General features: G+C 60.4%; 13 protein-coding genes. 9 read left to right on the top strand and 4 right to left on the bottom strand.

What is annotated here, in order from left to right; all coding sequences use genetic code 11:
- Window positions 1–19: 19 nt before the first annotated feature.
- The gene (locus HEP69_RS15460; protein ID WP_290559422.1) at window positions 20–793 is read right to left on the bottom strand and encodes a creatininase family protein; all 774 of its coding nucleotides are present in this window, start codon (window positions 791–793) and stop codon (window positions 20–22) included.
- A gap of 246 nt (window positions 794–1,039) precedes the next feature.
- Entirely contained in the window at window positions 1,040–1,531 is a 492-nt protein-coding gene (locus HEP69_RS15455; RefSeq protein ID WP_290559421.1) for a class I SAM-dependent methyltransferase, read from the bottom strand.
- A gap of 184 nt (window positions 1,532–1,715) precedes the next feature.
- On the opposite strand from HEP69_RS15455, the gene HEP69_RS15450 reads away from it, so the two are divergent.
- The 4 genes from HEP69_RS15450 to HEP69_RS15435 are packed head-to-tail and all read left to right on the top strand — an operon-like array spanning window position 1,716 to window position 7,597.
- The gene (locus HEP69_RS15450) at window positions 1,716–3,488 is read left to right on the top strand and encodes an ABC transporter ATP-binding protein (RefSeq protein WP_290559420.1); all 1,773 of its coding nucleotides are present in this window, start codon (window positions 1,716–1,718) and stop codon (window positions 3,486–3,488) included.
- On the top strand, window positions 3,481–5,421 hold the full coding sequence (locus tag HEP69_RS15445; protein ID WP_290559419.1) for an ABC transporter substrate-binding protein: 1,941 nt from the start codon (window positions 3,481–3,483) through the stop codon (window positions 5,419–5,421). The genes HEP69_RS15450 and HEP69_RS15445 overlap by 8 nt, the downstream gene beginning before the upstream one ends.
- Window positions 5,418–6,446: an ABC transporter permease gene (locus HEP69_RS15440; protein ID WP_290559418.1), complete on the top strand. Its 1,029-nt coding sequence runs from the start codon at window positions 5,418–5,420 to the stop codon at window positions 6,444–6,446. The genes HEP69_RS15445 and HEP69_RS15440 overlap by 4 nt, the downstream gene beginning before the upstream one ends.
- Complete coding sequence (locus HEP69_RS15435; protein WP_290559417.1) at window positions 6,443–7,597, top strand: ABC transporter permease; 1,155 nt, start codon at window positions 6,443–6,445, stop codon at window positions 7,595–7,597. Before HEP69_RS15440 ends, HEP69_RS15435 begins: the two co-directional genes overlap by 4 nt.
- A 180-nt stretch (window positions 7,598–7,777) precedes the next feature.
- Here the strand turns inward: HEP69_RS15435 and HEP69_RS15430 are convergent, their stop codons facing one another.
- On the bottom strand, window positions 7,778–8,773 hold the full coding sequence (locus tag HEP69_RS15430) for a helix-turn-helix domain-containing protein (protein ID WP_290559416.1): 996 nt from the start codon (window positions 8,771–8,773) through the stop codon (window positions 7,778–7,780).
- Window positions 8,774–8,836: 63 nt separating this feature from the next.
- Between HEP69_RS15430 and HEP69_RS15425 the strand changes: the two genes are divergently transcribed.
- From HEP69_RS15425 to HEP69_RS15405, 5 genes are all read left to right on the top strand, one after another.
- Window positions 8,837–9,220, top strand: coding sequence for a RidA family protein (locus HEP69_RS15425; RefSeq protein ID WP_290559415.1), 384 nt, complete (start codon window positions 8,837–8,839; stop codon window positions 9,218–9,220).
- Window positions 9,221–9,222: 2 nt separating this feature from the next.
- Window positions 9,223–9,822 carry a TIGR00730 family Rossman fold protein gene (locus HEP69_RS15420; RefSeq protein ID WP_290559414.1) on the top strand — a complete coding sequence of 200 codons (600 nt, stop codon included), beginning with the start codon at window positions 9,223–9,225 and terminating at the stop codon, window positions 9,820–9,822.
- 106 nt (window positions 9,823–9,928) lie between these two features.
- The gene (locus tag HEP69_RS15415; RefSeq protein ID WP_290559471.1) at window positions 9,929–10,780 is read left to right on the top strand and encodes an EamA family transporter; all 852 of its coding nucleotides are present in this window, start codon (window positions 9,929–9,931) and stop codon (window positions 10,778–10,780) included.
- Window positions 10,781–10,782: 2 nt separating this feature from the next.
- Window positions 10,783–11,304, top strand: coding sequence for a GNAT family N-acetyltransferase (locus HEP69_RS15410; protein ID WP_290559413.1), 522 nt, complete (start codon window positions 10,783–10,785; stop codon window positions 11,302–11,304).
- A 47-nt stretch (window positions 11,305–11,351) separates the two neighbouring features.
- A complete protein-coding gene (locus tag HEP69_RS15405; protein ID WP_290559412.1) occupies window positions 11,352–11,918 on the top strand; it encodes a GNAT family N-acetyltransferase in 567 nt (188 codons plus the stop codon).
- A gap of 34 nt (window positions 11,919–11,952) precedes the next feature.
- Here the strand turns inward: HEP69_RS15405 and HEP69_RS15400 are convergent, their stop codons facing one another.
- The gene (locus HEP69_RS15400; protein WP_290559411.1) at window positions 11,953–12,405 is read right to left on the bottom strand and encodes an NUDIX hydrolase; all 453 of its coding nucleotides are present in this window, start codon (window positions 12,403–12,405) and stop codon (window positions 11,953–11,955) included.
- Window positions 12,406–12,536 lie beyond the last annotated feature (131 nt).

Raw genomic sequence — 12,536 nt, 5'->3', positions numbered from 1 at the left:
TCGTAGCTTGCTTGCTGGATCATGCGCTTGGGATCTCCATATCGCGCATCTTGCGTAACAGCGCGATGAACCCCTCAACCTGATGGGCGCAGGTGGCGCGGCCTTTCTCTGCGGTGGCCAGATGCGCCTCCCCCACCGTACCTTCGGGATTGAGATCGGACGATATCCAGCCATATGAGACCGGACCGGTGGGCGAGATCGGCGAGCTCTCGGCACTGGAGCGGAAATCGCGCGCCTCTTGCATGTCGACGGCATGCGGCTGAAATGCCAGCATGAGAGAGGTTTCCACATCCCCGCCATGGATGCCAAAGCGGCCTTCGCGGTCCGAAAAAAGCCCTGCGGGATAGCCAAACGCGCCCCATTGGCATTTCACCGCCAACATACCGGCCTCGACCCTGAGTTCGCGTGCCAGGATCGAGATCAGGTCGAGGTTACCACCATGCGAATTGACGATGGCGATCCGGCGAATGCCCGCCCGCGCCACCGAAAGACCAATCTCGATCCAGACTGCAAGCGCTGTCTGCGCACTCAGCGTCAGGGTGCCGGGCGCATAAAGATGCTCATTCGATTTTCCGACCGCCTGCATTGGCAGAATGCGCATATCCAGATCGTCGGGACAGGTCCGGCGCAGCTCGGCCAGCATCCCCTCGCCGATCATGGCGTCCGTGCCAACCGGCAAATGCGGCCCGTGCTGTTCGATGGCGGCGGTGGGCAGAACCGCAATGGTTCGGCTCAGATCCGAGGACTGGAACTCTGTGGTGCGATACTCGGCCCAATCTAGGCGGCGGGACATGGCGAACCTTTCATATTCAACTTGGCGCGAAAAAAAGCGGTTTGACCAAGCGCTGGCAAACATGTGGGTCACAAAGGGGGCTCTGCCCCCGGCCTGCGGCCTCCCCCGGGAATATTTTTGGCCAGAAGAAGCCGTAAGCGGATCTTGTGCTTCTTCTGGCTCTAAATATTCCCAGGGTTTGGGACAGCGTCCCAAGGCCCGTGCGGCCGCGCACAAATAGAATAGAATGCGGCGCAGCCGCTCCGATCAGGATGGGCGTTTGTAGATAAAGCATCGGCCCTCGACCGCTGTATCTGGCAGGGGATGGTTCTCCAGCCTGTCAAAGAACATTCGGTCGCTCGACACCATCAGACCGCCCGGCGCCAGCAAGGGCTCGATCAAGGGCGAGGCAAGCCGCGCGAACGCAACGTTCTTTTCGGCGTTATGCCCGCCCAGATCCGCATGGATCAAGCTTGCGCTGGCCCCGAACCTGGCCAGCGCGGCTGGCAGTGTGTTCCGCACATCGCCCAGAATGGTCATATCCTTGGGCGGCGTGCTGTCGGGATGCGAGGCGACGGCCCGCTCGAAGACGTAGATATCCCGCCCGGTGATACGATGGCTCATATGGTGATATGTGCGACCATTGCCCAATCCCAGCTCGAACACAGGTCCGGCCATATCTGATGTGAGCGCGATCGCGTAATCCAGACAGGCGCGTTGCGACACCATCCGGTCGATAAAGAGGTCCAGTCGGGTCATCGCTCGTCCTTTTTTTGATCCCTGCACCGGCGTCATGCCAAACCACGCCGGGAAAGTGTAGTCATCCGTGGCCCCGATGCATTGACGAAACACATATGCCATTGCCAAGGTGTCACAAGACCAGAATCCCTGCCTGCGACGGCAAAGGGACCCACGATCGCCACCGGGGACGAAAGAACGCGTTATGTCTGCATTGCTGAGCGTCGAGGATCTAGGGATCGCATTCGGCACGTCCGACCCTGTGGTCAGCGGCGTCAGCTTTGAGGTTCATAAAGGCCAGACGCTGGCCCTTGTGGGTGAGAGCGGCTCTGGCAAGACGATCAGTTGCCGCGCGATCCTGCGCATCCTACCCAAAAAGGCGCGGCTGTCGTCGGGACGGGTCGTGCTCAACGGGCGCGACGGCCGACAAGAGCTGCATCATTTGACGGAACGGCGCATGCGCGGCATCCGGGGCAATGCGGTTTCGATGATCTTTCAAGAACCGATGCGCTCGCTTTCACCGCTGCACCGGGTCGGCAATCAGGTGATCGAAGCCCTGGTCCTGCATCACCGGGTCAGCGCCGCCACGGCCAAGGCCGCGGCCATCGAACAGTTCGAGAGGGTTGGCTTTCCCGACCCCGAACGCGCGTTCCGCGCCTATCCGTTCGAGCTGTCGGGCGGCATGAGGCAACGCGCGATGATCGCGATGGCGATGATCTCCAAGCCCGAATTGCTGATCGCGGACGAGCCGACCACAGCCCTTGACGTCACGACACAGGCCCAGGTGCTGGGTCTGATCAAGGAGTTGCAGAAAGAAACCGGGACCGCGGTCATTCTGGTGACCCATGATCTGGGCGTGGTCGCCAATATGGCCGAAAGCGTGGTGGTGATGAACAAGGGCCGCGTGATGGAAGCGGGCCCCGCCTCGGCGGTGCTGCGCGCGCCCGCGCATGGCTATACCCAAAAGCTCTTTGCCGCCGCCCCGCAAATCCCCGATGTGGCGCGGGCCGCCCCGCCGCTGCCGCGCGAGGATCTGATCCTAACGCTGAGCGATGTGTCCAAGACCTATCACGTGCGCGGCAATTCACGCTGGAAGCCCGAGATGCTGGTACGGGCCTGTCGCGGAGTCGATCTGGCCGTCACGCGGGGCAAGACGCTGGCCATCGTCGGCGAAAGCGGCTCGGGCAAGACCACGTGTGCGCGGATCGCTCTGGGCGCTGAGCCGCCGGACCCGGGCGGCAAGGTCGCGTTTCGCGCCAGCGCCGATGCCGACCCGATCAAGGTCCACGCAATGTCACGCGCCGCGCGCACCGCGTTTCAGCGCCAGGCCCAGATGGTCTTTCAGGACCCCTATTCTTCGCTCAGCCCGCGGATGCGGGTGATGGACGCGCTAACCGAACCGCTGGAGATCCACGGAATCGGGACCTGGTCGGAGCGGCGCGAGAAGGCCGCCGAGATGCTGCAATGGGTCGGGCTGAAACGCGAGATGCTGTTTCGCTATCCACATGCGTTTTCGGGCGGCCAGCGTCAGCGTCTGTCAATTGCACGTGCGCTGATGCTCAACCCGTCGCTCTTGGTCTGTGACGAACCGACATCGGCCCTTGATGTGTCGGTCCAGGAACAGATCCTGACCCTGCTCGAAGACATCCGCGACCGGGCTGGGCTGTCCTATCTGTTTATCAGTCACGATCTGGCGGTCGTGGCGCGGATCGCCGATGAAGTGGCGGTGATGCGTCAGGGGCTGGTGGTGGAACAGGCCCCGCCCGAGACGCTGTTTTACAACCCCCAGCATCCCTATACCAAGGCGTTGATCGCCGCCCAGCCCGAGCCCGATATCAACAAGCCGATTGATCTGAAACTGGTCGCCAATGGGGCGGGCGCGCCCGAGAGCTGGCCAGAGAGCTTCCGATTCACCCCAGATATCGTTCCGTCCTTGACCGAGGTGGAACCTGGCCACAAGGTAAGGTGTCATGCATAAGCTCTTTCGCAGCCTTACCTTGTCTTGTGCGCTTGTTGGCGCGTCTTTCGGCATGGCCCTCGCCGCTCCGGTCCTTCAGGAGAGCACGTTCTGGGGAGCAGAGGTCGAGCGGGGGGACATGCCCCCCATCGCGGACCGGCTGCCCGAAACGCCGCTTGTCGTGGATCTGACCGCCAAGGGGCGCGAACCTGGGGTGCCGGGTGGAACCCTGCGGACGATGGTCTCACGCTCCAAGGATATCCGCCAGATGGTCGTTTATGGCTATGCGCGGCTGATCGGGTATGACGAGACTTACGTGCTGCACCCCGATATCCTGCTGGATTTCGAGAATGAAGAGAACCGCCGGTTCACGTTCCATCTGCGCCCCGGGCACAGGTGGTCGGACGGCCATCCGTTCACCTCGGCGGATTTCGAGTATTACTGGCGCTACATCGTCAATAACGACAAGCTGACACCGGGCGGACCGTCCGAGCTGCTGATGGTCGATGGGCAGCCCCCAAGGGTGTCCTTTCCCGATCCGCTGACCGTGGTCTATGAATGGGACAGCCCAAATCCGCAATTCTTGCGCGCACTGGCCCAGGCCAATCCGCCCTTCATCTATCGCCCGGCGCACTACCTCAAGCAGTTCCATGCCGATTTCGCCGAAGAGGCCGACCTCAAGGCCAAGATGCGCGAGAAGCGGGTGCGCAGTTGGGCCGCGCTGCATAACCGGCTCGACAATATGTACAAGTTCGACAACCCGGACGAACCCACATTGCAGCCATGGATCAGCGCTTCGACCCAGATGGGGACACGGGCGCTCTTTGTCAAAAACCCCTATTATCACAGGATCGACGAGAACGGCGTGCAACTGCCCTATATCGACGTGGTCGAGATGAGCATTGTCGCAGGCGGCCTGATCGCCGCCAAGACCAACGCGGGCGAGGCCGACCTTCAGGCGCGTGGGCTCAGTTTCCGCGATATCTCGATCCTCAAGAAAGGCGAGACGGATCACGGTCTCTACCGCACGCATCTGTGGGCCAACGGCGCCGCAAGCCAGATCGCGATCTATCCCAACCTCAACTTCAACGATCCGGTCTGGCGCAATGTCCTGCGTGATGTCCGGGTGCGCCGTGCGCTGAGCCTGGCCATTGATCGGCGCATGATCAATCGTGCGTTGTATTTCGGGCTGGGCAAGGAAGGTGGGATGACCGTTCTGGCACGCAGCCCGTTTTTCGATCCCCAGAACCTGGCCGCCTGGGCGCTCTACGAACCGGGCCTGGCCAATCAGCTCTTGGATGAGGCCGGTCTGACCGACCGCCTGCCGGACGGTACCCGCCTCTTGCCCGACGGGCGTCCGATGGAGCTGGTGATCGAGACTGCTGGCGAGCGCCAGGAGGTTGAGAACACCCTCCAGATCATCACCGACACATGGCGCGATGTGGGTGTAAAGCTGGTCATGCGGCCGCTCGACCGGGATATCCTGCGCAACAGGGTGTTTACCGGCGTGACCATGGCGTCGGTCTGGTTCGGTTGGGACAATGGCATCCCCACTGCCAAGACACCGCCCGACTATCTGGCGCCGAAACATCAGGAATTCCTGGCCTGGTCCAAATGGGGCCAGCATTACCAGACCCAAGGCAGCGCCGGAGAGGCGCCCGACCTGCCCGCCGCCCAGCGCCTGATGGAGCTGTCGCATAGCTGGGAGCAAGCCCAGACCGACGAAGCCCGCAGCGCTATCTGGCGCGAGATGCTGGATATCCACGCCCAGCAGGTCTTTGCCATCGGTGTGCTGGCCGAGGCGCCGCAACCTGTCGTTGTCTCGCATAACCTGCGCAATGTGCCCCAGGTGGCCACCTGGGCGTGGGAACCGGGCGCGCATTTCGGCATTCACCGTCCGGATGAGTTCTGGTTCGACCCCCAAGCGCGGGTGGGGGCCAAGACCTCAAGATGAGCCTACTGAAATACGCGGCCTACCGGTTCATGACGATGCTGGTGACCCTTTGGGTCGTGTCGATCATGATCTTCTTCATCATCAACCTGCCCCCCGGCGACTATCTGTCGAACCAGATCGCCGAGCTGCGCGCCACGGGACAAAGCTCGGCCGTGGAACAGGCCGAGTTTCTGCGCCGGGAATATGCGCTCGACCGGCCCCTTTGGCAGCAATACTTCATCTGGGTCGGGTTCATGCCGGGGCCCAACGGGTTTTCGGGGCTGATCCAGGGCGACTTCGGCTGGTCGTTCGAGTTTGACCAACCGGTGGCCGATATCGTGGGCGATGCGCTTTGGATGACGGTTCTGGTCAATCTGGCAGCGGTGCTTTTCGTCTATATGGTGGCCCTGCCCCTGGGGGTCCTGGCGGCGGCGAAATCCAAGACCTGGGTCGATTACACCGCGGCGTTTGTCGGCTATCTGGGGCTGGCCACGCCGAACTTCCTGCTGGCGCTGATCCTGTTTTACTATGGCAACCGGTATCTGGGTCTGCCCATTGGCGGGTTGATGGACCCGGTCTATGAGGGCCAGCCGATGAGCTGGGACAAGGTGAAATCGGTTCTTTTGCATCTGATCGTACCCACTTTCGTGATCGGCACCTCGGGCGCTGCGGCAATGATGCAGCGGCTGCGTGCCAACCTGCTGGATGAACTGGGCAAACCCTATGTTGAGACCGCGCGCGCCAAGGGGATGGCACCCGCCAGGATGCTGACCAAATACCCGTTGCGCATGGCCTTCAACCCGTTTGTGGCCGATATCGGAAACCTGCTGCCTGCGATGGTGTCGGGCTCGGTTCTGGTATCGGTGGTTCTGGGCCTGCAAACGATCGGGCCTGCGCTGCTGGCGGCGCTAAAAAGCCAGGACCAGTTTCTGGCGGGCTTCATCCTGATGTTCGTGGCGCTGCTGACGCTGATCGGAACGATGGTGTCGGATGTCCTTTTGATGCTGCTCGACCCACGCATCCGCTATGGGAGGCGCGACGTATGAGCAAACTGCCCGACGGACGTTATGTCGATGACGCGCCTTACGACCCGGATGAAAACATCAACCGGATCGAACGTGCGGACATGGATGCGCCCAACTGGCTGTTGGTCTGGCGCAAGTTCCGTCAACACAGGCTGGGTCTGATCTCGGGCCTGTTTCTGTTGGCCTCATATCTGATGCTGCCTTTCGCCGGCTTTATCTCACCCTACACACCGAATGAGCGTAATGCCGATCACCTTTATGCCCCGCCACAAATGGTGCGGTTCTTCCACGAAGGCGATTTTGTCGGGCCCTTCGTCTATCCGCGCACAGCGGTGCCCGATCTGGTGAATTACCGCTGGACCTATGAGACCGATACCACCCGGCCCATGCCGCTGAGGTTCTTCTGCGAAGCAGGCACGTATCGTCTGGCCGGGCTGATCAAAAGCGACACCCATCTCTTCTGCGCCTCCGAAGGGTCGACCGTGTTCCTGTTTGGCTCGGACAGGCTGGGGCGCGATGTGTTCAGCCGGATCCTTTACGGCGCGCAGCTGTCGCTGACCGTGGGGCTGATCGGGATCACCGTGTCGTTCATTCTGGGCATCGGGTTCGGGTCAATCGCGGGCTATTTCGGCGGCAAGATCGATTGGGTGATCCAGCGCACGATCGAGATCCTGCGCTCCTTGCCCGAACTGCCACTCTGGCTGGCGCTGTCGGCGGCGGTGCCCTCGAACTGGGGGCCGGTGGCGGTGTTTTTCATCATATCCGTCATATTGGGGATATTAGACTGGCCCGGGCTCGCGCGTGCGGTCCGGGCGAAATTCCTCAGCCTCCGGGAGGAGGAATATGTGCGGGCGGCCGAGATGATGGGCGCCTCGTCGGGTCGGGTGATCCGACGACATCTCTTGCCCAATTTCGTGAGCCACCTCATCGCCTCGGCGACACTGTCGATCCCGGCGATGATCCTGGGCGAGACCGCTCTCAGCTTTCTGGGGCTGGGGCTGCGGGCGCCCGCGGTCAGTTGGGGCGTGATGCTGGCGGATGCCCAAAACCTCGCCTCGATCGAGATCTATCCCTGGACGGCCATTCCGATGCTGCCGATCATCGTGGTGGTTCTGGCCTTCAATTTCCTCGGCGACGGCCTGCGAGACAGTCTGGATCCCTACGAGGATTGATCGGGCCCTGCTTGCGGAGCATTGCCGCAAAGCCACACATGTGAACGGACCAGGTGCAACCACGGCTGGCGCGTTTACGCCCCGGCGATCCGGGGAACGGATGTCGGCTTCGGGCCCAACCGAACTGACGCCGCAGGCCGCGCGAACGATGCGTACGGCAGGCCAAAGGCCACGATCACCTCACTGTGTGCATCGCTCTCCGAAACGCGCCCGATACGCGGTCGGCAAGGTGCCCAGTAGCTTGAGGAAACTCCGGCGCATCCTCTGTTCGGTTACAAAGCCGGACAGAAAGGCGATCTCCTTGATGGGTTTTCTGCTGTTCTCAAGATATCGTCGGGCGATTGCGAGCCGCCGTTCCTCGACGAACCGGCTGGGGTTTTGCGAAAACTCTCGTTTGAAGTCCCGATGCAAGGTGCGTTCTGTTGTGCCCGCAATCTCGGCCATCTTCCGAACACTCCAAGGCGCCGCGGGATTGGCCTCGATACGGCTATAGAGGTCATTCAGACGCTTGCTGGTTGTGGACTGTGCCCTGAGCGGCGCGGAGTATTGCGACTGGCCGCCTTGTCGCTGCATGAAGACAACCATCTCACGCGCGACACCCAGGGCGGCGCGCCGTCCGTGATCGAATTCCACAAGTGCCAGCGCAAGGTCAATGCCGGTCGTCACACCCGCAGAGCAATGGAATTTGCCGTCTTGCGTGAATATCTCGTCAAGGTGCCAGTCAACCCTTGGGAACTTGCGAAAGGCCAGATCCGTCCGCTCCCAGTGCGTCGTCGCCTTTCTGCCGTCCAGCAACCCCGCCGATGCGGTCAGCAGGCTGCCGGAACAGATGGATATGAGCCGATCGGTTTCCGGCTGAATCCGGGTCAAGAAACGCTGAAGCCCGAGATCGTCCAAGCGCCGATCTATGCCCGGACCACCTGGAACGATCATGTCAGACGCACCAGCCACATCGGCAAACGACGTGTCAGCACGCATGCTTAGACCGGTATCGGTTACGAAATCCCGGCCGTCTTCCGTCGCGGTCGCGATCCGGTAGGCATCCCAGCCAAGGATCTTGTTGGAGGAGCCGAACACTTGCGCGGGACCGGCCACATCCATGAGCAGCACGTCATCGAACCCAAGGATAATCACATGACGACGGCGATCTGTCTGATTTTGAGGGTAGATTGACATTCCAGACATGCACCACGGGGCCTAGGCTGCTGTCAACAGAACCCGCAAAACGAAAGCCAAATCATGTCACGTACCTTTATCTCTGACGTGCCCGGCGTGCCCGCTTCGCCGTCGCCGATCTCGCATGCTGTCGTTGTCGGCAATACCTGCCACATCTCCGGTCAACTCGCCGTCTATGACGAGGGCTATCGCGCGGGCAGTGCGGGCCAAGAAGCCGGTCGCGCCTTTGATCTGGTGTTTCGGGTCGCGGACGCTGCCGGCTTTCACGCCGACGATATCGTCTATGTCGATATCGCTTTTGCCGATATCGAGCGCGACCTTGCTGAGGTGAATGACGTGTGTCGCCAGCGATTCCTGCGGTATCCAGCCCGCACCGTTTATGAGGCCGCGAAACTGCCCTTCGGGGCGAAAATCAAGATTCAGGCGGTGGCGATGAAGGACTCGTGACGATGAAGCGCGGCAAAGCGTTCCGCAACAAGCAGGTTGCCGTATTCTGCGGATCGGCCTCGGGCCGACGATACCAGTACCAGTCCGACGCCTTCTCAGTTGGGCGGTCGGTGGCGAAAGCAGGGCACGGGCTGGTCTATGGCGGCGGTCACGTCGGGCTTATGGGTGCTGTTGCGGACGGATGTCTCCAGGCCGGGGGGCAAGTCATTGGTGTCATGCCGCGTGCGCTTGTGGATCGCGAGATTGCCCACACGGGCCTGACAGAGCTGATCCTTGCCGGAAAACATGCACGAACGCAAAGCCAAGATGGCCGAGCGGGCCGGTGCGTTTGTTGTTTTGCCGGGGGCGGCGGAACGATGAAAGAGTTCTTCGAGCAATGGACCTGTACCCAGATTGGCTACCATCAAAAACCGATTGGGTTGCTCAATCTGAATGGATACCTTGACCCGCTATTGACGATGTTCGATGAAATGGTGCGTTTCGGGTTCTTGTCTCAAGCACATCGGGAGATGCTGTTCCATGCGCCGCGCATAAATGACCTTTTGGCTGGATTCTCGACCTACTTGCACCCGCCCAGCAAGGCATATGACTGCGGCAAATGACGCTTGAATAAGGATCAAAGACACGGTTTAGAACACCCTGCAGACGATCACCGGCCGCGGCAGAGATTGACCTGAGGAGTTCGCATTGACGTCCCGATCATCGGACATGCGCGGGATCATTTTGATGGCCATTGCAATGCTTGGCGTGCCGTTGGTGGACGGCATCGCAAAGTACCTCAGCGCGGATTACTCACCGTTGTTCATCGGATGGGCGCGTTATGCGGTTGCCTGTCTGATCGTGATACCGCTGGCCTATAGATATCATGGGATGCGCATGTTTCCGGACGAGCAGCGTTTTGCGCATCTGGTCCGCACGGCGTTTCTGGTGACGGCCATGACACTTTACTTTCTGGCCATCGCACGTATTCCAATTTCGCTCGCGGTCAGCGCCTATTTCGTCGGTCCGGTTGTGGCTGTCGCCCTGTCGGTGCTGTTTCTGAAAGAAACGTTCACGTGGTGGAAACTGCTTAGCCTTGTGTTGGGGTTTGTGGGCTCCATCGTCGTATTGCAGCCGTCCGGTGATATCGAGATCGGCCTTATCATGGCCTTTGGCGCGGGCCTTTTCTTTGCGCTTTATCTGATTGCCACCCGCCAGACCTCTCAGAACAGCGACCCGATCAAGACACTGGCCTTCCAATGTGTCATTGGCACTGTCTTGCTCAGCCCTCAGGCGGCCTTCACCTTCGAGGTTCCGCAGCTCAACGTGCTGTGGCTTTTTGCAGGGCTCGGGATCATCTCCGCCATTGGGCATTTGATGACCATTCTGGCCTTTCGGCTGGCGGACGCGTCAACGCTCTCGCCGCTGGTCTATCTGGAACTGGTCGGCAGTGCGGCCATCGGGTTCATGATTTTTTCCGAGATACCGACATTGTCGACAATTGGCGGTGCGGCACTGATCATCATCTCTGGACTGGTTCTTCTGAGGAAACCTGCATCTGACAACAAAGGAGGCACATAGAAGTGAAAGACGCCATCGACATCGTTAGCTGCACTGATTTGAGCGCGGCTCAGCTTGAAAGCCTGCGCGCGTTGCGCGTTTCGAAAGACCAGGCGGAGTTTGGCGGCACCTTTCCACACTCGTTGGAGGCCAGTCTGGCAGAGAGCGACGGCGCGGTTCAGGGTTACTGTTTTGTGACAGACGATATACCCATCGGGATCGTCGTTCTGAAACGCGCACCCGCCACCGCGGAGTGGGTGCCAGAAACCGCCGTGTCCCTGCACGGATTCAAGATCGATGTCAGATGGCAGGGGAAGGGTCTTGGCAAGGCAGCGTTCCGGCTTGCCGTAGAGGCAGCCGCCCAGAAATGGCCCGATGCGGAGCAATTGGTGTTGGCGGTCGATGCCGGTAACAGCGTAGCCCTCGCCGTCTACCGAAGCTTTGGCATGACAGACAGCGGGCCGATTTACTCCGGGCGGGTCGGCCAAGAGCATCGGCTGTCGATGCCGATTGTCGGATCGGATATCGTTCAGACACTGGATTGAGATCGACATGGATCCAACGGCGTTTCCTTTCACAAAGGCTTAGGGCAATGGCATTCACTTTCCCCGACGGATTCGATCCGCAACCAATCCTTCGGGACCGCGGACTGACCTTGTCGCCGCTTAGCGAAGACGATCGCACCGGCCTGGCAGGAGCCGCCGGCGATCCGCTGATCTGGAGCGGACATCCGGCGCGTAACAGGCATGAAACCGCGGTGTTCACCCCGTATTTCGATATGTTGCTGGCCTCGGGGGCCGCATTGACCATTCGGGGCAAGGATGATCGCATCATTGGCTGCACGGTCTACTACACCGATACCAATGCGCCCTCCCGTCTTTCGATTGGCTTTACGTTTCTGGTGCGCGCGCATTGGGGCGGCGACACCAATCGGATCGTCAAACGGCTTACACTGGGGCATCTGTTCGCGACCACCAGCGAGGCATGGTTCCATATCGCACCGGACAACCTTCGGTCTCAGACCGCAACCACCCGACTTGGCGCCGTGTTCACCCACGAAGCTTGTATTGACCTTGCAGGCGGCACAGCCCGGTGGCGCTGTTACTGCCTGACGCGCGAAAGCTGGAACGCCAACGACGCCGCATTCACGTCGGCTTAGTTCCGACCACAACGCTTGCCGCGACGAGTGAACGTCAGAAGATGGACTGTCGCAAGGGCAGTTTTATCGTTGCCGCGAACTCGTCCTCGAGGTCGCGCCAGAACCTGTCCCGCAGCACGTCCGGAAACACGTGACCATCCGGCAATGCGTCCTTAGAGAACCATCCGGCGTCCACGGTCATTTCACCTTTGGCGGGGTTGGCGCTGACGTCTATCTGGCCGGAAACATACTTGGCCACAAACCAGAACTTCACCAATCTGCCGCTTTGATCAATGAGTTCGTCGATATAGGCAAGGCTCTTTACCTCAATGACGATACCCGTCTCTTCAAAGGTCTCGCGCTTCGCCGCATCTGCCAGCTCTTCTTCATTCTCGACACCGCCACCGGGCGGGGCCCAGAAATCAAAGCGGCCCGGGTCGTGATGCCGAACCAGCAGCACCTGCCCGGCTTTGACGACAAGGGCACCTGCTGAGATGTAGTGTTTCAATCCAACCTCCCGCGCCAGACGCGGTGCACGTTCTAGGGTCTGTTGAGATTCAGGATTCCCAAAACCAGTGAGTTCTGATTCAAACTTCCAAAAGGGAGGATTGAATGGACACGGGCAGGTTTATCATCACA

Origin of the sequence: Aestuariivita sp., assembly GCF_021404545.1 — a bacterium.
Classification (GTDB): Bacteria; Pseudomonadota; Alphaproteobacteria; order Rhodobacterales; family Rhodobacteraceae; genus Aestuariivita.
The sequence above is the reverse complement of the archived record's forward strand: the minus strand, read 5'-3'. Positions and strand labels throughout refer to the sequence as shown.

Bases quoted from the DNA above. Each gene is read 5' to 3' on its own strand.
- HEP69_RS15455 (WP_290559421.1), bottom strand. From the start codon at position 1,531: ATGACCCGACTGGACCTCTTTATCGACCGGATGGTGTCGCAACGCGCC.
- HEP69_RS15425 (WP_290559415.1), top strand. From the start codon at position 8,837: ATGTCACGTACCTTTATCTCTGACGTGCCCGGCGTGCCCGCTTCGCCG.
- HEP69_RS15405 (WP_290559412.1), top strand. From the start codon at position 11,352: ATGGCATTCACTTTCCCCGACGGATTCGATCCGCAACCAATCCTTCGG.
- HEP69_RS15440 (WP_290559418.1), top strand. From the start codon at position 5,418: ATGAGCCTACTGAAATACGCGGCCTACCGGTTCATGACGATGCTGGTG.
- HEP69_RS15460 (WP_290559422.1), bottom strand. From the start codon at position 793: ATGTCCCGCCGCCTAGATTGGGCCGAGTATCGCACCACAGAGTTCCAG.
- HEP69_RS15450 (WP_290559420.1), top strand. From the start codon at position 1,716: ATGTCTGCATTGCTGAGCGTCGAGGATCTAGGGATCGCATTCGGCACG.
- HEP69_RS15415 (WP_290559471.1), top strand. From the start codon at position 9,929: ATGCGCGGGATCATTTTGATGGCCATTGCAATGCTTGGCGTGCCGTTG.
- HEP69_RS15435 (WP_290559417.1), top strand. From the start codon at position 6,443: ATGAGCAAACTGCCCGACGGACGTTATGTCGATGACGCGCCTTACGAC.
- HEP69_RS15420 (WP_290559414.1), top strand. From the start codon at position 9,223: ATGAAGCGCGGCAAAGCGTTCCGCAACAAGCAGGTTGCCGTATTCTGC.
- HEP69_RS15445 (WP_290559419.1), top strand. From the start codon at position 3,481: ATGCATAAGCTCTTTCGCAGCCTTACCTTGTCTTGTGCGCTTGTTGGC.
- HEP69_RS15430 (WP_290559416.1), bottom strand. From the start codon at position 8,773: ATGTCAATCTACCCTCAAAATCAGACAGATCGCCGTCGTCATGTGATT.